The 22,438-nt window shown below is 45.3% G+C and carries 20 protein-coding genes and 1 tRNA gene; 19 read left to right on the top strand and 2 right to left on the bottom strand.

Features of this window, described 5'->3' with window-relative positions; translation table 11 throughout:
- Positions 1-475 precede the first annotated feature (475 nt).
- The 3 genes from fadI (at position 476) to IX95_RS14060 (ending at position 4,559) form a co-directional block, all read left to right on the top strand.
- Positions 476-1,783 (top strand): acetyl-CoA C-acyltransferase FadI, encoded by a 1,308-nt coding sequence (fadI, locus tag IX95_RS14070; RefSeq protein WP_038161051.1) that lies wholly within the window; start codon positions 476-478, stop codon positions 1,781-1,783.
- The gene (gene fadJ / locus IX95_RS14065; protein WP_038161048.1) at positions 1,783-3,906 is read left to right on the top strand and encodes a fatty acid oxidation complex subunit alpha FadJ; all 2,124 of its coding nucleotides are present in this window, start codon (positions 1,783-1,785) and stop codon (positions 3,904-3,906) included. Before fadI ends, fadJ begins: the two co-directional genes overlap by 1 nt.
- Positions 3,907-4,010: 104 nt before the next feature.
- Positions 4,011-4,559 (top strand): NAD(P)H nitroreductase, encoded by a 549-nt coding sequence (locus IX95_RS14060; RefSeq protein WP_006959402.1) that lies wholly within the window; start codon positions 4,011-4,013, stop codon positions 4,557-4,559.
- Between the two features lie 42 nt (positions 4,560-4,601).
- Here the strand turns inward: IX95_RS14060 and IX95_RS14055 are convergent, their stop codons facing one another.
- A complete protein-coding gene (locus tag IX95_RS14055) occupies positions 4,602-5,477 on the bottom strand; it encodes a LysR family transcriptional regulator (RefSeq protein ID WP_019277863.1) in 876 nt (291 codons plus the stop codon).
- A gap of 244 nt (positions 5,478-5,721) precedes the next feature.
- Between IX95_RS14055 and IX95_RS14050 the strand changes: the two genes are divergently transcribed.
- The 7 genes from IX95_RS14050 to recR all read left to right on the top strand — a co-directional run bounded on the left by IX95_RS14050 (position 5,722) and on the right by recR (position 11,355).
- Entirely contained in the window at positions 5,722-6,822 is a 1,101-nt protein-coding gene (locus IX95_RS14050) for a response regulator (RefSeq protein WP_038161045.1), read from the top strand.
- A 166-nt stretch (positions 6,823-6,988) separates the two neighbouring features.
- Positions 6,989-7,120 carry a hypothetical protein gene (locus IX95_RS26950; protein ID WP_006959397.1) on the top strand — a complete coding sequence of 44 codons (132 nt, stop codon included), beginning with the start codon at positions 6,989-6,991 and terminating at the stop codon, positions 7,118-7,120.
- 47 nt (positions 7,121-7,167) lie between these two features.
- A complete protein-coding gene (locus tag IX95_RS14040; protein ID WP_050778619.1) occupies positions 7,168-7,533 on the top strand; it encodes a YbaN family protein in 366 nt (121 codons plus the stop codon).
- Positions 7,534-7,695: 162 nt separating this feature from the next.
- Entirely contained in the window at positions 7,696-8,241 is a 546-nt protein-coding gene (gene apt, locus IX95_RS14035; RefSeq protein WP_038161043.1) for an adenine phosphoribosyltransferase, read from the top strand.
- 12 nt (positions 8,242-8,253) lie between these two features.
- A complete protein-coding gene (gene dnaX, locus IX95_RS14030; RefSeq protein WP_038161041.1) occupies positions 8,254-10,338 on the top strand; it encodes a DNA polymerase III subunit gamma/tau in 2,085 nt (694 codons plus the stop codon).
- A gap of 71 nt (positions 10,339-10,409) precedes the next feature.
- The gene (locus tag IX95_RS14025) at positions 10,410-10,739 is read left to right on the top strand and encodes a YbaB/EbfC family nucleoid-associated protein (protein WP_006959389.1); all 330 of its coding nucleotides are present in this window, start codon (positions 10,410-10,412) and stop codon (positions 10,737-10,739) included.
- A 16-nt stretch (positions 10,740-10,755) separates the two neighbouring features.
- Positions 10,756-11,355 carry a recombination mediator RecR gene (gene recR, locus IX95_RS14020; protein WP_006959387.1) on the top strand — a complete coding sequence of 200 codons (600 nt, stop codon included), beginning with the start codon at positions 10,756-10,758 and terminating at the stop codon, positions 11,353-11,355.
- 48 nt (positions 11,356-11,403) lie between these two features.
- Here the strand turns inward: recR and folD are convergent, their stop codons facing one another.
- Positions 11,404-12,267: a bifunctional methylenetetrahydrofolate dehydrogenase/methenyltetrahydrofolate cyclohydrolase FolD gene (folD, locus tag IX95_RS14015; RefSeq protein WP_038161037.1), complete on the bottom strand. Its 864-nt coding sequence runs from the start codon at positions 12,265-12,267 to the stop codon at positions 11,404-11,406.
- 201 nt (positions 12,268-12,468) lie between these two features.
- Here folD and IX95_RS14010 point away from each other — a divergent pair.
- The 9 genes from IX95_RS14010 to IX95_RS13970 all read left to right on the top strand — a co-directional run bounded on the left by IX95_RS14010 (position 12,469) and on the right by IX95_RS13970 (position 22,048).
- Positions 12,469-12,545 (top strand) — tRNA-Arg (locus tag IX95_RS14010).
- Between the two features lie 201 nt (positions 12,546-12,746).
- On the top strand, positions 12,747-13,355 hold the full coding sequence (locus tag IX95_RS14005) for a DUF2913 family protein (RefSeq protein WP_038161035.1): 609 nt from the start codon (positions 12,747-12,749) through the stop codon (positions 13,353-13,355).
- A 496-nt stretch (positions 13,356-13,851) separates the two neighbouring features.
- Positions 13,852-15,324 (top strand): protein adenylyltransferase SelO, encoded by a 1,473-nt coding sequence (locus IX95_RS14000; protein WP_038161032.1) that lies wholly within the window; start codon positions 13,852-13,854, stop codon positions 15,322-15,324.
- A gap of 159 nt (positions 15,325-15,483) precedes the next feature.
- Complete coding sequence (locus tag IX95_RS13995) at positions 15,484-16,206, top strand: response regulator (protein ID WP_038161029.1); 723 nt, start codon at positions 15,484-15,486, stop codon at positions 16,204-16,206.
- 3 nt (positions 16,207-16,209) lie between these two features.
- A complete protein-coding gene (locus IX95_RS13990; protein ID WP_038161026.1) occupies positions 16,210-17,658 on the top strand; it encodes an ATP-binding protein in 1,449 nt (482 codons plus the stop codon).
- Positions 17,659-17,796: 138 nt separating this feature from the next.
- Positions 17,797-19,044 (top strand): ABC transporter substrate-binding protein, encoded by a 1,248-nt coding sequence (locus IX95_RS13985; protein WP_006959371.1) that lies wholly within the window; start codon positions 17,797-17,799, stop codon positions 19,042-19,044.
- A gap of 105 nt (positions 19,045-19,149) precedes the next feature.
- Complete coding sequence (locus IX95_RS13980; protein ID WP_006959370.1) at positions 19,150-20,073, top strand: carbohydrate ABC transporter permease; 924 nt, start codon at positions 19,150-19,152, stop codon at positions 20,071-20,073.
- Positions 20,070-20,927, top strand: a complete 858-nt coding sequence (locus tag IX95_RS13975) for a carbohydrate ABC transporter permease (RefSeq protein ID WP_019277875.1) — start codon at positions 20,070-20,072, stop codon at positions 20,925-20,927. The genes IX95_RS13980 and IX95_RS13975 overlap by 4 nt, the downstream gene beginning before the upstream one ends.
- A gap of 5 nt (positions 20,928-20,932) precedes the next feature.
- Positions 20,933-22,048 carry an ABC transporter ATP-binding protein gene (locus tag IX95_RS13970; protein WP_038161023.1) on the top strand — a complete coding sequence of 372 codons (1,116 nt, stop codon included), beginning with the start codon at positions 20,933-20,935 and terminating at the stop codon, positions 22,046-22,048.
- Positions 22,049-22,438 lie beyond the last annotated feature (390 nt).

The following is a 22,438-nucleotide window of genomic DNA, read 5'->3' as shown; positions in this document are numbered from 1 at the left end:
AGGGGGATAAATCCACTTAAACTTGATCTATTTCAAAATCCGATGAATTTCAAAGGTTATAGTACTCCTTGTCATCTAGTTGGTCTTATGACTAACAAGTTGAGCAAGATGACACTTCCTTTTGAAGGCTGACTTTACTTTCTCCTAATCAGGAAACTGATTATTTTCAATTGGCGTAAGTTAATTGTTTTATATATTCCGACCACACAGTTCTGTGTGGTTTTTTTTTGCCCACACTTAATACTTCTATAGCAATTATAGATGATAGAGCTTTTCGCTCACAGATTGTCTGGACTAAGTCTTTGTCTGCAAGCTATTTGTTCTATAAATGACTGTTGCGTTCAGCTTTAGTTCATTCTCTTGGTTTAAATTGCTTTTCCATCCTAAGTCACGTTTATTTAAACGGCCGTTTGATTGTGTTAACATTCTGATTACAATATCTCTGGTCAGACCTCTTATTCTTAAAGGAGAAACAATGGGCAAGCAGGAAGTGAAAACGCGTTCCGGAGAGCGCGTCGCAGTCGTCGCTGGTTTGCGTACGCCATTTGCACGCCAAAGTACTGAGTTCAGCCAAGTTCCAGCGGTTGATCTAGGTAAAATGGTAGTTAGTGAAATGATGGCTCGCACAGAGATTGATCCAAAGTTGATTGATCAAGTGGTATTCGGTCAGGTTGTGCAAATGCCGGAAGCTCCGAACATCGCACGTGAGATTGTATTAGGTACGGGAATGAACATTCATACCGATGCCTACAGTGTGACGCGCGCTTGTGCGACGAGCTTTCAGTCTGCAGTGAATGTGGCAGAGAGCATTATGTCAGGCACTATCGATGTAGGTATCGCGGGCGGTGCGGATTCTTCTTCTGTTTTACCTATTGGTGTTTCTAAAAAGCTTGCCGCAAATCTGCTGGCGCTGAGCAAAACTAAAACCATGGGCCAAAAGCTCAAAATTCTTAAAAGTCTATCATTTAAAGATCTGATGCCGGTACCTCCAGCGGTTGCAGAATACTCAACAGGCTTGTCGATGGGTCAAACCGCTGAGCAGATGGCGAAATCACATTCGATTACCCGTCTAGAGCAGGATGCGTTGGCGCATCGATCTCATACTCTTGCCGCTCAAGCTTGGAATGACGGGAAAATTGAAGGGGAAGTCATGACGGCATTCCCTGAACCGTACAAAAAGTGGATCTCGCAAGATAACAACATTCGCCATGACTCTATCCTTGAAGGTTACGCGAAATTACGCCCTGCTTTTGATCGTCAATATGGCAGCGTAACCGCAGCGAACAGTACTCCACTTACAGATGGCGCAGCGGCAATTATGCTGATGCGTGAAGGTAAAGCGAAAGAGCTGGGCCTTGAAATTATGGGCTACATCCGCTCTTACGCATTCTCTGCTATTGGTGTTGAAACCGATATGCTGATGGGGCCTTCTTACTCAACACCGATGGCGCTCGACAGAGCGGGTATTGAACTGTCCGACCTTACTTTGATTGATATGCATGAAGCATTTGCAGCTCAAACCTTATCCAATGTGAAGATGTTTGCTTCTGATAAGTTTGCACAAGAGCAACTGGGTCGCTCTAAAGCGATTGGTGAAATCGATATGGATAAGTTCAATGTGCTTGGTGGTTCAATTGCTTATGGTCACCCATTTGCAGCCACTGGCGCACGAATGATTACTCAGACGTTGAGAGAGCTAAAACGTCGAGGTGGTGGACTGGCGCTGAATACAGCGTGTGCCGCAGGTGGTTTGGGTGCAGCTATGGTTTTGGAGGTTGAGTAATGAGCGAGCAAAAAGCGTTTGAGTTAAAAATAGACGAACAAGATATCGCCTGGCTGTCTATTGATGTTCCGGGTGAGAAAATGAACACCTTGCAGGCAGCGTTTGCTCAGGAGATGGAAGACATCTTTACTCAACTGAAGGAGAAAAAATCCTCAGTAAAAGGTTTAATTGTCCACTCTCTGAAACCTGATAACTTCATCGCAGGTGCTGATGTTAGGATGCTGGACGCATGTAATAGTGCGTCAGAAGCTCAAGCACTAGCTGAGCAAGGCCAGCAGATGTTTCAACAGCTCTCTGACCTACCATATCCTGTTATCGCTGCTATTCACGGTCCGTGCTTAGGTGGTGGTTTGGAGCTTGCTCTCGCATGTGATTACCGTGTTTGTACCAATTCAGATAAAACCCGTTTAGGTTTGCCAGAAGTGCAACTTGGTCTTCTGCCGGGTTCTGGTGGTACGCAGCGACTGCCACGTCTTATCGGATTGTTGCCATCTCTGGATATGATTCTTACAGGAAAGCAGTTACGCGCTAAAAAAGCCAAGAAGCTTGGTGTCGTGGACGCTGTGGTACCTGAGACTATTTTACTTGAGGTTGCGAAGAGCTTTGTCGAAAAGCATGCTGGAAAATCGCGAGCCAAACGTAAGGTTTCGACGAAAGAGAAACTGATCGCTAATACCGGTCTTGGTCGTAAAGTGATCTTTGAACAAGCATCTAAGAAAACCATCGAAAAGACTCGTGGCAATTATCCAGCGGCAGAGGCAATCCTAGAAGTGATTCGCTACGGCCTAGAGAAAGGGTTTGAGAAAGGCCAGGGAAAAGAAGCGCAGCGCTTTGGTGAGTTAGTAATGACCTCAGAGTCGAAAGCACTTCGCTCTATTTTCTTCGCGACAACTGAGATGAAGAAAGAGAATGGCAGCGATGCTGAGCCTAAAGCGATTGAACGTGCAGCGGTTCTTGGTGGTGGCCTGATGGGTGCTGGAATTAGCCACGTCAGCGTCTCGAAAGCGAAAGTTCCAGTGCGTATTAAAGATGTCTCTAATGATGGTGTTCTTAACGCATTGAAGTACAACTACAAGTTGTTTGATAAGCAGCGTAAGCGTCGCATTATTTCTAAAGCACAACTGCAATCCAAAATGCTTCAAATGTCAGGTGGTACAGATTTCACCAGTTTCAATCACGCGGATGTTGTCGTTGAAGCCGTATTTGAAGATTTGAACCTGAAGCAGCAAATGGTTGCTGATGTGGAAGAGAATGCGAAAGATACCGCTATTTTTGCTACTAATACCTCTTCGCTGCCTATTCATCAGATAGCGGACAAAGCGCAGCGACCTGAAAACATCGTAGGCCTTCATTACTTTAGCCCAGTAGAAAAAATGCCGTTGGTTGAGGTGATTCCTCATGAAACAACGTCTGATGAAACAATCTCGACTGTAGTTGAGTTTGCACGTAAGCAAGGTAAAACGCCGATTGTTGTTAAAGATTGCGCAGGTTTCTACGTGAACCGTATTCTTGCTCCGTACATGAATGAAGCAGCGCAAGTGTTGATGTCTGGTGAGCCGATAGAGCAACTGGATAAAGCTTTGCTGAACTTTGGCTTCCCAGTAGGCCCTATCACCTTGCTTGACGAAGTCGGCGTCGATATCGGTGCTAAGATTATGCCGATTCTGGTTGAAGAATTAGGCGAACGTTTCCAAGGTCCTGACGTGTTCGATATCTTGCTGAATGACAATCGTAAAGGGCGTAAGACAGGTAAGGGTTTCTATACCTATAAAGGTAAGAAGAAGGAAGTCGACAAGTCAGTGTATAAGCTATTGAGCTTATCACCAGAGTCTAAGATGGCAGAGAAAGACATCGCGATGCGCTGTGTGCTACCTATGTTGAACGAAGCGGTTCGTTGTCTGGACGAAGGCATTATTCGTAGCCCTAGAGACGGTGACATTGGTGCTATTTTTGGTATTGGCTTCCCTCCTTTCCTTGGCGGCCCTTTCCGCTACATGGATCAGATTGGCGTGAAGAAACTGGTAGAAATGATGAACGAGCACGCACAGAAATATGGTGATCGTTTCGCTCCATGTGACGGTTTGTTGACCCGAGCAGGGTTAGAGAAATCGTTCTACGAGTAATACACGACTAGATGACAATCAGGCGAGCCGTAAGGTTCGCCTTTTTTGTAACCTGAGGTTATGATCAAACCAAAGCAATTATAAAAACTCAGTAAGGATTTCAAATGGATGCTTTAGATTTGTTGCTCAACCGCCGTTCAATAGCAAAATTGTCTGGCCCAGCGCCAGAAGGTCATGTGCTTGAGAACATAATCCGCGCAGGATTGAGAGCCCCGGATCATGCAGGCCTGACGCCTTGGCGCTTTGTTATTTCCCAGGGAGAAGGGCTGAACAAGCTGTCAGACATTCTGGTTTCAGCGGCCAAAGCAGAGAGCAGCGAAGAAGCGGTAATAGAGAAGCTGAAAAATGCTCCATTCCGTGCACCTATGGTTATCACAGTGATTGCAAAAGTCACTGAGCACGAAAAAGTACCGGCATTAGAGCAATACTTATCTGCGGGTTGCGCGGTTCAGGCGATGCAGATGGCGGCAGTGGCTCAAGGCTTTCAAGGTTTTTGGCGTTCTGGCAAGTGGATGTTCCATCAAGCGGTTCATCAAGCATTTGGACTGGAAGGCGACGACGAAATTGTCGGTTTTCTCTATTTAGGTACACCAGCTTGCACACCGATGAAGGTACCAGAGCGTGACCTGAGTAAGTTTGTTGAGTATCTGTAGGGATTAGGAAAAGAGCTTGGTTTGTCCAAGCTCTTTCTTCATCTAGTGAATATTGTAGGCAATAACAAAGTCGATAAGTAAGCGTACTTTTTCTGGTAGGTGATCTTTATGATTGTAAAGCATATAGATATCGCGGGGGTTCGCACTCCAGTCTTCGAGTACGCGCGTTAAACTGCCATCTTCAATGTACTTTTTAAGCATGGCATCTGGCATAAGGGTGATCCCTAATCCGTTGGAACACGCGCTGCGTACGACATCAAGAGTACTTGCTTGGAAGCGTCCTTTGTCATTGTTGACGACGGTTTCACCGTTGCTGTTGGTGAGTTGCCATTTAAGAAGAGGTGCACCTTTTAATAGGGAATGATTGTGTAAATCTTCTGCATGTTTTGGAGTAGGGTTATTTTTTAAGTACTCAGGGCTGGCAACTAATATGTCCTCAACTGAGCTTATCTTACGCGCAATCAGGCTTGAATCTCTCTGAGGGCCGACACGGAAAATGACATCCCACTCTGTCGGATCAAGTTGATCAGCATGATTGCTAGTCGTTAGTTCAATGTTGATGTCAGGGTAGTGTTTCATAAACTCATTCAGCATAGGCATCATTCTACGCTTAGTGAGGTTTGAGGGTGCGGAAATGCGGATTTTGCCTGCAGCGCCTCGGCATTCGTCAGTGATCTCTTCGGCTGCAGAGGTCAATCGGTTAAGTAGGGGAGAGCATTCGTTGTAGAAACGTTCACCGGCTTCCGTAAGGGAAAGTTTACGAGCATGGCGGTTTAATAACCTAAGGTTAAGTGCCTCTTCTAACGCTTGTATGCGTCGTGTGATTGTTGCAACGGGAATCATCGTCTTGCGAGATGTCGCAGTATAACTCCCATTTTCAACGACTAGCCTAAAAAGGTTGAGATCATCTAATTTCATTACGTCCGACACATTTTTTTACGAATTTGGGTAATTTATATCTATAACAGATGTCAAAGGTTGAGTCACATCAACAAGTTTTACGATCTTTGACATTGCATACATATAGTATGCAACAAGGACGCAAAGTGGAAGATTTGTATAAATACACTTTCGCGACTACTTTTAAATGAGTGTTTGAAACAATTTACAAAAACAATAATAACAGCAGTTGTACGTTTTTAGTTGCGTGAGGCGAAGGTTTATGCATAAAACATATGAAGTGGCGACAACGCCCTCAACTCAGCTGGCTGCCAGCCAAAAATTGATCATGCTAGTCGATGATGATCCTGTCTTCCGTAAGATCACTTGTGGATTCCTTAAGGCTCAAGGTTATCAGGTTGTCGAAGCTGAAAATGGTTTAGAAGGTCTGAAAAAGTTAAGAAGCGCTGAGCCTGATCTCATCCTTTGTGACCTGTCTATGCCTGTTTTAGACGGTATCGAATTTGTTGAAGAGGTGAGTTTAGAGTACCCATCTCTTCCTTTAATTGTGGTGTCAGCAACAGATGAAATGTCTGATGTTGCTAAAGCACTTCGCTTTGGTATTAAAGATTTCCTACCAAAACCCATTTCTAATCATGAGCACCTTGCGAGTGCAATCGAAAATACACTTGATGACTCAGACAACCATCTGTGTGACCAGCGTGATTTCGCCAGTCAATGGTTTCGTGTAGACAGTGGCGATATGCCTGAAGAGCAGGAATTACATTGGCACCTAGAATATCTTGAAGATAATCCCATAGCTGCGAAAGATTTACTTCACGCATTACTTCCAGATAAGGATACCTCTCAGGGGGATTGGAAGTGCAGCTACCGCTTGTTGCAGTCAACAGATGTTATGCCTTTGGTGTTCGATTATGCGTGGCTAATGAATGGTCAGTTTGCGTTTTATCTTGTTGATTCAGCAAGTGAAGGCCAGCATGGTGCGGCAACTACTTTACTAGTTCGCGCTTTATTCCATGACTATTTACGTAACCTTAAATGTTTTAACGCGGATCTCAAAGACATTGCAGATTTGCTGGAGAAAGGTTTAGCTTGTTCAGACTGTGCTAGCCCAGTGCATGCCATGTTTGGTATTGCTGATGTCTCTGAAGGTACTTTGTCTATTTTGCCGGCAGGGCTGGATGCCCAATGGTCTAATGGCTATTTTTCTCAGCACATCCCGGCGGGTGTGAGGCTAGGGGATAGTTGCGCGAAGAACTTTATTACCACCGATTTGCCAATACAGTCTGCTTGCCAGCTAACTTTGAGCTGTCTTGGGTCAAGTAGTTTCAGCTTGGACATTTTCCGCGGAGGCAGTGCATAAGCGCTGCCTCGTTATTGAGCTCAATATCGAAATAACCCTTCTTTTGCTCGGTGTTTATGAGCAAGAGATTAAGGTATAGTCCGCCAAAACAAAAATGACCCAATGTTTTAACGAAAGTTTAACTCGTGGTTTGAAAAATCGTCACTTACATTAGAGAAGTAATCCCATGGCAGACAAAGATTTCAAAGAACCTTATAATATTTTCTACTTTCTAGGTTTTATTGCAGCTCTATTGATTCCAACACTACCAGCCACGTTAACTTGGATTCGTGTAGTAAACGGATACGCGGGCTTCTAACTGATTTCTCGGAGCTTACCATCAGTATTCAAAGATTTGGCTTAAATATTGTTGGTGGCTTAAGTTTGTGCCTAGGCTTTCTGGGCATATTCCTCCCTCTTCTCCCAACGACTCCTTTTATTCTTCTTGCTAGCGCTTGTTTTATGCGCAGCAGTCCAACTTTCCATCGTTGGCTGCATGAACACAAAACGTTCGGACCTATTCTAGACAATTGGCATCAGCATGGTGCTGTAACCAGTAAAGTAAAAACACGTGGTGCCATCTGTATGGTTGCGAGTTTTACTTTTTCTATTTGGATTGTTCCTCACTTTTGGTTAAAGATTATGCTGGTGGTTATGCTGATCATCTTATTGACCTGGTTTATTCGTTTGCCTGTGATTGAGCGCCTTGCTGACAAGCAAGAAAATCACTAAGATTGCAGAGAAGTGTGCCCGCTCTTCGAGTGGGCGTTTGTTATTGTAGGCACAGATAATTTAAGTCAGCTGTTAATGACCCAATTGTGCTGAGAACCTCGCTAGCGCTTGCCACATAATGACACGATAAGGTAAACGCTTAGCCAATCTAAGAAATGAGTTATGACAACTGAAACAATCTCACTGATCAAATCTAGCATCAAAAGTATTCCAGACTATCCAAAGCCAGGCATCCTCTTTCGTGACGTGACCAGCTTGATGGAAGACGCTCCTGCTTACCAAGCGACGATCCAACTATTAGTTGAGAGGTACAAGGACATGGGCTTTACCAAGATTGTTGGTACAGAAGCGCGTGGTTTTCTTTTTGGCGCTCCTCTTGCACTGGAATTAGGGCTAGGTTTTGTGCCTGTGCGTAAACCGGGTAAATTGCCACGTGAGACGGTTGCACAATCTTATGAGCTTGAGTACGGCACTGACACACTGGAAATCCACACTGACGCGATTTCAGAAGGTGATAAAGTGTTAGTTGTTGATGATCTTCTTGCGACTGGTGGCACTATTGAAGCTACCACTAAACTGATCCGTCAGTTGGGTGGCGTTGTAGAACATGCTGCATTCGTTATCAATCTTCCAGAGATTGGTGGTGACAAGCGTCTAGAAGGTTTGGGCCTCGACGTATACAGTATCTGTGAATTTGACGGCCATTAATCGGATATATTCATGAGTTACCTTGCTTTAGCTCGAAAGTGGCGACCTGCAAAGTTTAATGAAGTTGTAGGGCAAAGCCATGTTTTGACAGCATTAGAAAATGCTTTAGCCCAGAACAGGCTCCATCATGCCTACTTGTTTAGCGGGACACGTGGTGTAGGTAAAACGACCATAGGTCGATTGTTTGCCAAGGGGCTGAACTGTGAAACAGGGATTACCGCTACGCCATGTGGTACCTGTGATACCTGTAGAGAAATCGATGAAGGCCGATTTGTCGATCTATTAGAAATCGATGCAGCGTCACGCACTAAAGTTGAAGATACTCGTGAATTGCTTGATAACGTGCAATACAAACCTGCACGTGGTCGATTTAAGGTCTATCTAATCGATGAAGTTCACATGCTCTCGCGCCATAGTTTTAATGCGTTGCTTAAAACACTTGAAGAGCCGCCTGAGTATGTGAAATTCCTTCTGGCGACAACCGATCCTCAGAAGCTTCCAGTTACCATTTTATCTCGCTGTTTGCAGTTCCATCTTAAGCCAATCAGTGTTGATAATATCCATGAGCAATTGGATCATATTTTAAAGCATGAGCAAGTTTCTTCTGAGCCCCGAGCGCTTGGAATGATTGCGCATGCCGCAGATGGCAGTATGCGTGATGCACTAAGCTTAAGTGATCAGGCTATTGCATTGGGGAATGGACAGGTGCTTGCCGACAGTGTGGCGCATATGTTGGGTACACTGGATACCGATCAGGCGTTGCATTTGCTTGAGGCGATCAGCTCAAAGCAACCTCAGGTTGCGATGGACAGTTTATCGGCTTTAGCGAAAAACGGTGTCGAATGGGATGGACTACTCCAACAGCTTGCGACTCAATTACACCGCCTCGCAATGTATCAGGCACTGCCTGCGACCCTAGACAAGGAGCAACCTGACGCAGAAAAAGTAGAGCTCTTGAGCCGTGCGTTAGCGCCTCAAGATGTTCAGCTGTATTATCAAATTGCATTGAAAGGCCGCCAAGATCTACCTTTAGCGCCTTCAGAGCGTATCGGCCTAGAGATGATTGTGCTGAGAATGATGGCATTCAGGCCGTCGGCAAAACCTCATGCACATGCTATCTCGATAGATGTTGCTAAGTCAGAACCGACGACACCAGTTTCAGTCTCTCAACCTGTCTCTAGTGCGCCTGCTCTCAATGTAACGCCGCCTGTCGCACCAACTCCTTCCTATCCGCAGGAGCGAGAAGAGTTACCTCCGGCTGGTTACATGCCTGAGCAATATAGTCCTGAGCCTATGGATTACGCCCCTCCGCAGCATGAAGCACCGGTTCAATCTATGCCTCAAGAGCAGCAGGTTCCGCCTTCAGTGCAACAGAACCAACCTACATCGCCTGTGAGTGGATTGCGTCACCAGCTTCGTTCTCAACGCAAAGGGAACAATCAAGGAAATACGCCAAAAAAGGCTAACGCGACATCAGCAAAAAAATCAGATTCTGTTCTTGACCGAGTTGCTCAGCGACACTCAGGAACTATGCCGGTGTCGCCATTGTCAAACTCACAATCAGTAGCGACACCTGAGCCGGATAAGAATGAGCCTTATCAGTGGAAGCCGACACTGCCTCAAGTCGAAAAACAGGGCAGTGAACTTACTCCAACTCAGATAAAAAAGGCGTTGGAACATGAAAAAACGCCTGAAATGGCCCAAAAATTGGCAGAAGAGAGCTTAGAGAAAAATGAGTGGGCGAAGCTGATTAGCCAGTTGGATACGGCAAAGCTGACCGAACAATTGGCTCTGAACTCTCATTTTGAAAAACAAGGCCCATCAATTGCACTGACATTAAGGCCTCAGCAAGCGCACTTAAATACTGAGCGCGCGCAAAGTGAGTTACTCGAGGCAGTCAACAGAGCTACCGGTGAGGAATGCCATCTTACTGTTGAGGTAGGTGACAGTGGAGAAACACCTTTAGAGCTGAGAGAAAAGCTTTATCAAGGCAGATTGCAACAGGCTTTTATCAGCCTAGAAAATGACAATCATGTCCAGTTTATAGAGCAGCGATTTGCTGCTGAACTGGATAAAGACAGTGTACGACCAATTTAAGTCTGGGGTTGAAAACTTACACTTCGACCCCATCTATTAACGAAATAAGCTAAATAACCAGAGAGATAATCATGTTTGGTAAAGGCGGTATGGGCAATCTAATGAAGCAAGCCCAGCAAATGCAAGAGCGTATGCAAAAGCTTCAAGAAGAAATTGCAAATATGGAAGTGACAGGTGAGTCTGGTGCTGGTCTAGTAAAAGTCACTATCACGGGTAGCCACAGTGTGCGTCGCGTTGAGATCGATGAAAGTCTGATGGAAGACGACAAAGAAATGCTAGAAGACCTTATCGCTGCTGCTTTCAACGACGCTGCTCGTCGTGTTGAAGAAACTCAGAAAGAAAAAATGGCTGGCGTGACTGGAGGTATGCAACTACCACCAGGCATGAAAATGCCTTTCTAATCGATAGGGTTAGTTAATGCGCACCAGTCATATGCTGGAGCAATTGATGGAGGCCTTACGTTGTCTACCTGGGGTTGGCCCCAAGTCGGCTCAGCGTATGGCCTTTCATTTGTTACAGCGCGATAGAAAGGGTGGTTTGCAGTTGGCGGACGCGTTAAGCCAAGCGATGACGGAAATCGGCCACTGCAATGAATGTCGCACCTTTACCGAAGAAGAAACGTGCCATATTTGTACCAATCCTAAACGTCAGGAAAATGGTCAAATTTGTGTGGTTGAAAGCCCGGCTGATATAGCTGCAGTGGAATCCACAGGTCAGTTCTCTGGTCGTTATTTTGTTCTTATGGGTCATTTGTCACCACTTGACGGAATTGGTCCGAGTGATATAGGCCTTGATGTGCTCGATTACCGCTTACGCCGAGGTGATGTCTCCGAAGTCATTCTCGCGACTAATCCAACGGTCGAAGGGGAAGCAACGGCTCACTATATCGCTGAATTGTGTAAGGAACATCAGGTTCAGGCGAGCAGAATTGCTCATGGTGTCCCTGTTGGTGGTGAATTGGAGCTGGTGGACGGAACAACGCTTTCACATTCCCTATTAGGCCGACAAAAGCTGTGATTCATATCGGATGATTGAAAAAGCCACTCTTGCGAGTGGCTTTTTTTATTATTTCTTTTTGGTGTGAAACTGTTCACAAGCCAACATAGTGTTCTCAATCAAGCTGGCCACTGTCATTGGCCCAACGCCACCAGGAACGGGAGTAATAAAGCTTGCGCTTTCCTTTGCGTTTTTGTAATCGACGTCACCCACTAATTTGCCAGACTCTAAGCGGTTGATACCGACATCGACCACCACAGCGCCTTCTTTGATCCAGTTGCCTGGAATAAAGTTAGGTTTACCCACAGCCACTACCACCAAGTCTGCTTGACGAACATGGCTTTCGAGATCTTTGGTGAATCGGTGGCAAGTGGTCGTTGTACAGCCAGCTAGCAGAAGTTCAAGCGTCATAGGGCGGCCAACAATATTGGAAGCACCCACAACAACAGCATGCAGACCGCGAAGATTAATATTGTAGCGGTCAAGTAATGTGATGATGCCTTTTGGTGTGCATGAACGAAGCTTAGGAATACGCTGAGCAAGACGACCAACGTTATAAGGGTGGAAACCATCAACGTCTTTTTCTGGGTGAATACGCTCTAAAACATGTGTTGCATCAATACCAGCTGGTAATGGCAACTGAACCAGAATGCCATCAATTTCTTCGTCAGCATTCAACTCATCGATCAGAGACAGCAATTCTTCTTCTGATGTTGAAGCGGAAAGATCAAATGATTTTGATACGAATCCTACTTCTTCACACGCGCGACGTTTGCTTCCAACGTACACTTGAGATGCTGGATCTTCACCGACCAGCACAACAGCCAGGCCAGGCGCTCTTAAGCCCGCATTAACCCGAGCTTTTACACGAGCGGCAACTTCCGATCGAACGGTTTGAGAAATAAGTGTTCCATCAATATTTTGAGCAGTCATGGCGTTCCTTTAAATAGAATGGCTATTTAGTTGCTGCGCATTGTCGCAAAAAATTTGACGAACATCTAGAAGCAAACGTTTGCTTTGGGGTGTTTTTAATCAAAATGAAGTTCGGTGACCTTTTTTTAGTCATTTAGATCAGAATGTTAAGAAAAGACCTTGTTTTAAGGACTCGAACTCGTATAATCCTTTCCCTGTAGCGCGCCCTTAGCTCAGTTGGATAGAGCACGTGCCTTCTAAGCATGTGGTCGCAGGTTCGAATCCTGCAGGGCGTGCCATTTATTTGAAAACCCTGATAGCTTAACGGCTGTCAGGGTTTTGTCGTTTCGTAGAAGGATGAAAATTGCGCTGCAATCATAGCGTGACTATCGCACTAAATTCGACCTGTACATAAGCTGAGCTTTTCTGTAGCATGGCGTTCCTTCTCAAAGTACCTAAATTGATTAAAGCTTGAACAGGGCACCATACGTTCAGACAACATGCGCAGTATCCATACCAAAATTAAACCCGAGTTTGAGCCTCTCCTGTCTGAGCTAGCATTGCATGCATTGCTTCATCTGCACACCAATCATTCAGCACAGGTCTTAGGCCGAAAATCGCGTTCGGACATTAACGACATTCTTTCTGCTTGGCTGAACAAAGCGGCTAACAGCAAGAAATATAAACCTTTTAAGAAGAAAGTTCGTTCCCTGGTTAGCCACGCTCGATCTCAGCGCCTGGATATGGAATCAATGCTTGGTAATCTGTTCTCGCCCATTCATGGCGATGAACTGCCTCATCTTGATAGCTTTTTACTGCTGATCAACATGCTGGAGAAAGAACTTAATACGACGGTATTGGTTTCTAGCCCAGAAGAAGTCGACTTGGCCTTTAACCCTAAAGGCTGCCTATTGTGTGTGCTGTCACCGGATTTGAATGCGCATTTTGACAATCGCAATCGTCTATCTGCTGATATTTCAATGCTATTTCGTGGTACTCGTGGCGAAAAGCATGCCATTCTTCGAACCATTTACGCTTCTGCAATTTTTGAACATAAAGTTGATTACGAAGATGATAACTTTGTGCGTATTAGCTTAGGCTTGAAATAATTAATTGCTTCCAACCTGTTCGAGCCTAAAATTCGATTGTTGTTATTTGATTCGAGTTTCGCGAATTTTAGCCGCAATTTAACTACAAAGTTTGCACTGGAGCCTATTGTTTACACTTTTTAAAACTCAAAAAAACTAGCCTAAGCTCTCAAATTTTTCAGATTGTCATAAAAATTTAATCTTGGTGTGTATTGAGAAAAGTCTTCGAATTCATCATATTGTAATTAAGATGTAATAAAAACAACGAGGAGAACGTATGCAGCATCAAGAAATGATCCAACCTTCTAACTTTGGCGTTATCAGCCGTACTTGTCTATTTTCACTTGTTGGTATTGTGGGTGTTTTTGCTCTTATCTAACATTGGACGTCAGTGAAGCTAAGCCTTAATAGGTGTGTAACTACTTACTTTTAAAATCATTTATTAGGGCAGCTTTCAAAGCATATTTTTCCGCTTTATGCTACTTTCTGCGATAACAGCTTTGCAAATGGACTGCATATGTCTTCTCTGTCGTCGCTCAACCTTAACTACCGCTTTAGTCAATTTCCTTCAGCATTCTATACCCATGTTCAGCCGCAAGCGCTCGACAACAGTCGCTGGGTGGCTTGGAACAGTGAGCTTGCTCGCCAATTCAGCCTACCTTTGCAAGCGCCACAAGACTCACTGAAATCTTTGCTTGCTGGCGAACTTAAACCTATGCCTATCCCTTGTTTGGCCATGAAGTATGCGGGTCATCAGTTTGGTATCTACAACCCTGATTTAGGTGATGGTCGGGGATTGTTACTGGGCGAAATTTCTAATCAGTCAGGCATCTTATTTGACATCCACCTTAAAGGTGCTGGATTAACGCCTTATTCGAGGATGGGTGACGGGCGCGCGGTATTGCGCTCCACGATCAGAGAGTATTTGTGCAGTGAGGCAATGGCAGGCTTAGGGATCCCAACGACACGGGCGTTAGGGATGTTAACCAGCGATACTCTTGTTTTCCGTGAAAAAGCCGAGCAGGGCGCGCTTTTACTGCGAATGTCTCAGAGCCATATTCGTTTTGGGCACTTCGAGCATTTCTTTTACACCAATCAGATAGCCGAACTGAAGTTGCTATCTGATAAGGTGATTGAGTGGTACTGGCCGGACTGCATCGAGACTGACAAACCATACTTAGCGATGTTTGAACATGTGGTCAAAGGTACAGCTAACTTGATTGCGCACTGGCAGGCTTACGGTTTTGCACACGGCGTGATGAATACCGACAATATGTCTATTCTTGGCGAGACGTTTGATTATGGACCGTTTGGATTTCTTGACGATTATGATCCTAGTTACATCAGCAACCACTCTGACTACGAAGGCCGTTATGCGTTTGATCAGCAACCTAGAGTGGGATTGTGGAACTTATCGGCCCTTGCCCACGCGTTAACCCCGCTCATTGAGAAGAACGACTTAGAATCAGTACTGGAGAAGTACGAAGGTATACTTGGTAAGAGTTTCAGCCGATTGATGCGAAGAAAACTCGGCCTTCAGAGCAAGCGAGAAAAGGACAGTGAGCTCTTTCAATCTATGTTCGAATTGTTAGAGCAAAACCAAGTCGATTACACACGCTTTATGCGTGAGGTATCCAATCTAGACCGTACGGATCCCCAAGTCGTGATTGATTTGTTTGCCGATCGTGAAGCGGTAAAAGTATGGCTTACAGACTATCTTGCCCGATGTGAACAAGAAGCCGATGAAGCTGGTTCTCCCATCGAAGCATCAGAGCGCTGCGAAGCCATGCGGCGTGTGAACCCCAAATACATATTGCGTAATTATCTCGCTCAACTGGCGATTGATAAAGCGGAAGAAGGCGATTTTAGTGAAGTGAACCGAGTCGCTGAACTACTCAAATATCCTTATGATGAGCAGCCGGAAATGGACGAGTACGCTAAGCTGCCACCCGAATGGGGGAAGAAAATGGAGATCAGCTGCTCTTCCTAATTGACCTCTCTTGTGAAAAAGCACTGAATTACTTTTATATTTGTTAATAGGTTGTGATCTGAATCTGTTTTGTGATCAAATAATCCAATATTATCAATCTGCCCCATTCCTATTAATCTCTAAACTAGAGCCAGACATCGTAAGTAATAATTGAAGTGAATGAACGCAAAGATACTTGTTGTAGATGATGATCTAGAAATTCGGGAGCTGTTGGGTGAATACTTAACCAAAGCGGGTTATCAGGTCAACGCCGTGGCGGATGGCGAAGAATTAAAGGCGCACCTTGATCAAGAAGGCTACCCCGATATGGTGCTTCTTGATGTGATGCTACCGGGTGATGATGGCTTTACCTTGTGCCAACATATTCGTCGCGACTCGAATGTACCTATTATTATGCTGACCGCAGTGTCGGACGAAACTGATCAGATCATCGGTCTGGAAATTGGTGCCGATGACTACATTGCCAAGCCATTTAATCCACGTCAGCTCATCGCTCGAATCAAAGCAGTCTTGCGACGGGTTCAAATCAATGAAGAAAAAGGTTCAGACGCTCTACCAAAACAGATTACGTTTGGCGACTGGCAACTTGATACCTTGGCGCACAAAATTACCCATAGTGATACCCAAGAAGAACACGATCTGTCGGGCAGTGACTTTGCACTCTTAATGCTGTTTCTCTCGCGCCCGAATGAGGTTTTAGATCGCGATACGATCTCTTTTGCGACCAGAGGGCGAGAGGCACTTCCTTTTGAGCGAGGTATTGACGTCCAGTTGAGTCGCTTGCGTCAGCGTCTGGGTGATAGCGGAAAATACCCGCAATATATTAAAACTATGCGCGGAAATGGCTATATCCTCGCCGTACCTGTCAGTATTGAACATTGATAGATGAATACTCTGTTAAGTAGGCTAAAACCCAATTCCTTGGTAACCCGTACTCTAGGGTTAGCGTTATTAGCGGTGATATTAGCGCAGGGTATTGCCACGGCGATCTGGTATACCGAATCGAAGCAAAAAGAGCTGGCGGGTATTCAATCGGCCTCAGAAAGTATGGCGAACATGTTTGCTTCAACGGTGACCTTCTTCCAATCCCTACCGACTCGCTATCGTCATATTGTGCTGGATCAGATTCGTAATATGGGCGGCACGCGTTTCTTTGTGTCATTCAACAAAGAAAAGCTGATTGTTGAGCCCATTCCAGATACACAATTAAAAAGAGCCTCTCTTTCTGCGGTGGAATCTGTGCTCAACGACAAACTACCTAAAGTGTCTTCGATATCTGTCGACTTTTCTCATGCGCACAATCTTCGTCTACTAAAGAATGATATCTACCTTAGTGATTTACCCAAATCATGGGCGCATCATACTTTAACATTATCGCCCATTGATCCTCCTGTTCTGGTGGTACAGATCGAGCTTAAAAGCAATGAGTGGGTCTATATTGCTGCGTTACTTCCCGCACCCTATGTCACATTGGATGACACCTTAATTGGCCGAGAGCAGATCCTGTTTATTTTCTTCTCGACGACCTTGTTGCTTGGTCTGACTTATCTGTTAATGCGCCGACAAGTCAAACCCTTAAAGCGTTTAGCAAAAGCGGCCAATGAAATGAGTATGGATATTGATCAGCCGCCATTAGGTGAAGAAGGGGCGAGTGAACTGGTCACCGCGACTCGAGCGTTTAACAGAATGCAGCAGCGTATTAGGCGCTATGTGGCTGATAGGGAGCACCTGTTTTCGTCCATATCCCATGATCTCAAAACGCCGATCACTCGATTACGTTTAAGAGCTGAGCTACTTGATGACGACAAAAAACGTCATAAATTCAATCAGGACTTAGATGAGCTGGAGATGATGGTCAAAGGCGCACTTCAATGTGTGAAAGACACTGATTTACACGAGAACAATGCCTTTATTGATCTCAATGCCATGATTCAGTCGGTAATCGAACCGATGAACTTTAAGAGCGATTGTGTCACTTTTACTCCAATCGAGATGGAACCTATGGTGGCTAAGCCCTTAGCCATTAAGCGAGTGTTGACCAATTTAATCGATAATGCGGTTAAATATGGAGAGAGTGCCACTGTGTCGATTGAAGTGACGGATGAATGGATTTCCGTCTCGATTGACGATGTTGGACCGGGCATACCAAGTGATAAGCTCGAAGCCGTTTTTGAGCCGTATTTTCGCTTAGCTTCTGATGACCAAGGCCACGGTTTAGGCTTAGGTATCTGCCGTAACATTCTGCATGGGCATGGTGGAGATCTCATTATTAGCAATCGTCCACAAGGCGGTTTAAGAGCGCAACTCTTTATTCCACCGACACTTGAAGTTTAATGTAACATTGCTGTTACATTCCTATTACGGTTTGTTTCAATCTAATCTGTGCAAATCTATACACTCATTTTCGAACACATGAAACAGGGGCTTTTTCGCTGTCAGCCCTGTGTCTAATCCAATACATGGAAGATAATAATGAAAATGAATAAAACCCTACTTACCTTATCCCTTTTATCAGCGGCTTCTATGACTCAAGCGGGTGAAGTTGAAGTGCTTCACTGGTGGACTTCGGGTGGCGAAGCTAAATCCATTTCTGTTCTGAAAGACATGTTGGAAGAGCAAGGCCACAGCTGGAAAGATTTTGCGGTTGCTGGTGGCGGTGGTGAAAGTGCGATGACGGTACTGAAAACTCGCGCGGTGTCAGGCAACCCACCTTCAGCGGCGCAGATCAAAGGTCACGACATTCAAGAGTGGGGTGGTCTGGGCTTTCTGACTAACCTTGATGACGTTGCAGAAAAAGGTAACTGGGATGGCGTTGTACCAAAAATGGTGACCGACGTTATGAAGTGGGACGGTGATTTTGTGGCTGTACCAGTCAACGTTCACCGTGTGAACTGGCTTTGGGCAAACCCAGCGGTATTTGAAAAAGCGGGCGCAAAAGTCCCAACGACCTTGGATGAGTTTTTTGTCGCAGGTGACAAAATTAAAGCAGCAGGTCTAATCCCGCTGGCTCACGGCGGTCAGCCATGGCAGGACGCAACCGTGTTTGAAGCGGTTGCGCTTGATGTTCTAGGCAGCGAAGACTACGTGAAAGCTTTTGTTGAGTTGGATATGGATGTTCTGTCTGGCGATAAGATGGTCGAAGTGTTTGCCAAATTCCAGAAAATGCATGATTACATCGACTCGAACTCGCCGGGTCGTGACTGGAATGTTGCGACTTCTATGGTGATCAATGGTGAAGCGGCGATGCAAATCATGGGTGACTGGGCGAAAGGCGAATTCTCAGCAGCCGGCAAAGTGGCAGGTAAAGATTATGTCTGTGTGCCAGCTCCGGGTACCGCAGGTCAGTTTACTCATAACGTCGACAGCTTTGCTTTCTTTGAGCTAGGCGAATCAGGCAACCAACAAGCGCAAAAAGCGTTGGCAGCCACCATTCTTGACCCTAAATTCCAAGAAGTGTTCAACCTGAATAAAGGTTCTATTCCAGTGCGTCTGGATATGGATATGTCGAAGTTTGATAAGTGTGCACTGGATTCAATGGACGAGTTTAAAGCGACGGCGAAATCCGGTGATCTCGTACCAAGTATGGCGCACGGCATGTCAACAACCAGCTACGCACAAGGCGCGATCTTTGACGTTGTGACTAACTTCTTTAACGACAAAGATGCCAATCCGCAAGACGCCGCGCAGAAACTGGCGAAAGCAGTAAAAGCGGCGATCTAACGGCGCTTTATTCTGTCACCCCCAAGGGCAGGCAGGCTTGTGGGGAGCCTGCTTGTCCTTTCCTTCTAAGACTTACTTTCAGGGAAAGTGTCACAAGGATTCGTTATGGAGCATGTTTTGACTGGGTCAAAAAGTCAGTCTGTCTATAAGCCAAGCTTTGCTGACAGGCTACAAACCTGGCTACCGAAGATCGTATTAGCACCGACCATGTTGGTTACTGTGGTGTGTATTTACGGCTACATCTTCTGGACTGCCGCACTATCTATGACCAACTCTCGATTTCTACCTAGCTTTAATTTTGTCGGTTTTACCCAGTACGAAAAGCTAATGGACAACGACCGTTGGATCACTTCGATTTCAAACTTAGGCATTTTTGGCCTGCTATTTATGCTGGTCGCAATCGGCTTAGGTGTCGGTCTAGCAATATTGCTCGATCAAAATATTCGTCAGGAAGGGGCGATTCGTACTATTTATCTCTATCCGATGGCGTTGTCGTTCATTGTTACTGGTACGGCTTGGAAATGGATTCTAAACCCAGGTCTGGGCATCGAGAAACTGATGCACGACTGGGGATTTACAGACTTCAAATTCGACTGGTTGGTAGACTCTGATATGGCGGTTTACACGTTAGTCATCGCTGCAGTATGGCAATCTTCTGGTTTTGTAATGGCGATGTTCCTCGCGGGTCTTCGTGGTATCGATTCATCGATCATCAAAGCCGCTCAAATTGATGGTGCTAACCTACCGACGATTTACGTAAAAATTATTCTTCCTTGCCTAAGGCCTGTGTTCTTCAGCGCGGTAATTATTACATCGCATATAGCGATTAAGAGTTTTGATTTAGTGACCGCAATGACGGCTGGGGGGCCGGGTTATTCCTCGGATTTACCTGCATTGTTTATGTATGCCCATTCATTTACGCGTGGTCAGATTGGCCTTGGTGCTGCCAGTGCCATGATGATGCTAGCCGGAATTCTTGCCATTCTGGTGCCGTATTTGTATTCCGAGCTTAGGGAGAAAAAATCATGACCAATAACATGAATTTTGCTCGCCTGTTCATATACTCAGCGCTGATTTTCTTCTGTCTGGTTTACCTGATGCCATTGTTTGTCATGGTCATCACGTCATTCAAAACCTTACCAGATATCAAAGCGGGTAATTTGATGAGCCTACCTAAAGAGTGGGTGTTTGATGCTTGGTATAAAGCTTGGGACGGAGCTTGCACTGGAGTGAAATGTGAAGGTGTGAAAGGCTATTTCTGGAACTCTTTCCAGATGGTAATCCCTGCTGTTGCGATCTCAACCTTACTTGGCGCTTTCAATGGCTATGTTGTGACTAAGTGGCAGTTCCGTGGCTCGAACCTCTTCTTTAGCTTATTGCTGTTTGGCTGTTTTATCCCATTTCAGGTCATCTTGCTGCCTATGGCGGCGGTACTAGGTAAGTTGGGCTTAGCGAATACAACGGCGGGCTTAGTGACCGTTCACGTTATCTACGGTATGGCTTTTACGACGTTGTTCTTCCGCAACTTCTACATCAGCATTCCTGATGAGTTGATCAAAGCAGCAAAATTGGATGGGGCGGGCTTCTTTACCATCTTCTTCAAAATCCTGCTGCCACTTTCAACGCCAATCATCATGGTGACCGTGATTTGGCAGTTCACATCGATCTGGAACGATTTCTTGTTTGGTGTGGTGTATTCAGGATCCGACACACAGCCGATTACAGTAGCACTTAACAACCTAGTGAATACCAGTACAGGTGTGAAGGAATACAACGTGGATATGGCCGCGGCCATCATCGCCGCTCTACCGACGTTGCTGGTTTACGTGCTGGCAGGAAAATATTTTGTTCGTGGCCTGACCGCCGGATCAGTAAAAGGATAATCATAATGGCAACTTTAGAACTCAAACAGATCCGTAAAACCTACCCAAAAGCGGAACAGGAAACCCTCAAGGGAATCGATATCAGCATTGACTCGGGGGAGTTTCTGATTTTGGTTGGCCCATCGGGCTGTGGTAAATCAACCCTGATGAATACCATTGCTGGCCTAGAAGGTATCAGTTCAGGTGAAATCGTGATCGATGGCCGTGATGTCTCAGTCGTGGAGCCAAAAGATCGTGATATTGCGATGGTTTTCCAGTCGTACGCTTTGTACCCGAACATGACGGTGCGTGGCAACATCGCGTTTGGCCTTAAGATCCGTAAAATGCTCGAGGCTGAGATTAATGCTGAAGTGCAGCGTGTGGCAGAGATGCTACAAATCGACCATCTGCTTGACCGTAAGCCATCTCAGCTATCAGGTGGTCAGCGTCAGCGTGTTGCGATGGGACGAGCCTTAGCGCGTCGACCTAAGTTATATCTGTTTGATGAACCATTATCGAATCTGGACGCAAAACTCCGTGTCGAAATGCGTCATCAGATCAAACGCCTTCATCAGCAACTCAATACCACCATTGTTTATGTTACTCATGATCAGATTGAAGCCATGACTTTGGCTGATCGCATTGCCGTGATGAAAGATGGTGAATTGCAGCAACTGGGCACACCTCAGGAAATCTACAATACGCCCAACAATATGTTTGTTGCCGGTTTTATGGGATCACCATCGATGAACTTCATTAAGACCATGGTTGATCTTGATGATGAACAGCAGCCTGTGATTAAAGTTAAAGGTGGTAACGATCAGGAACACCATATCCGTTTACCTAACTCAATGCGTGAGCAAGATGGTAAGGAAGTTGTGATTGGTTTACGCCCAGAGCACATTACAGAAAAAGAAAATGAGGAATCGAGCGCTACCACGCAACTTGATCTGCAACTTGAGGTTCTGGAACCCACTGGGCCAGATACTATCGCGATGATTAAGGTCAACGATCAGGAGGTGGCATGTCGACTGTCTCCGGAGTTTGATGCTCGTGTTGGCCAGGTTGCTCCCCTGCATTTTGATCTGTCAAAAGCGGTATTCTTTGATGCGAAAACAGAACAAAGGATAGAGTTCCATTAATAAGATTGAACACACTCCCAACCAAGTACGGGGGAGAATCGGACTGGCTTGCTGTCCGAGTTGGGAGTGTGTTCGCCCTTAATTCGGCTAGATAAAAACTTATTTTTAATAAAAATATCAATAACGACTATGCTTATAGCATCAACATGAATATGAAATTCGTGTTTGTCTTGAGAGGGGGAGCCAGTCAGTCTCCTTGCTGACTCTCAAATCTCATGTAATAAAAATGGCAGCATGGCGCTGCCATTTGTTTATCTAACGTTTGGGTAATGTTAAATATGTGTAAAATGACACATTCGAGAAGTTTCGATGTGTCATTTCCCACCCATTTTTATCTAATAAATCTGTTTATAATTATTTTTCCGCATAGGGCTGAATTTAATTCATTGA

Origin of the sequence: Vibrio sp. B183, from assembly GCF_000740665.1 — a bacterium.
In the GTDB taxonomy this organism is placed as follows: Bacteria; Pseudomonadota; Gammaproteobacteria; order Enterobacterales; family Vibrionaceae; genus Vibrio; species Vibrio coralliilyticus.
This window is presented reverse-complemented; position numbering and strand designations above follow the sequence as displayed.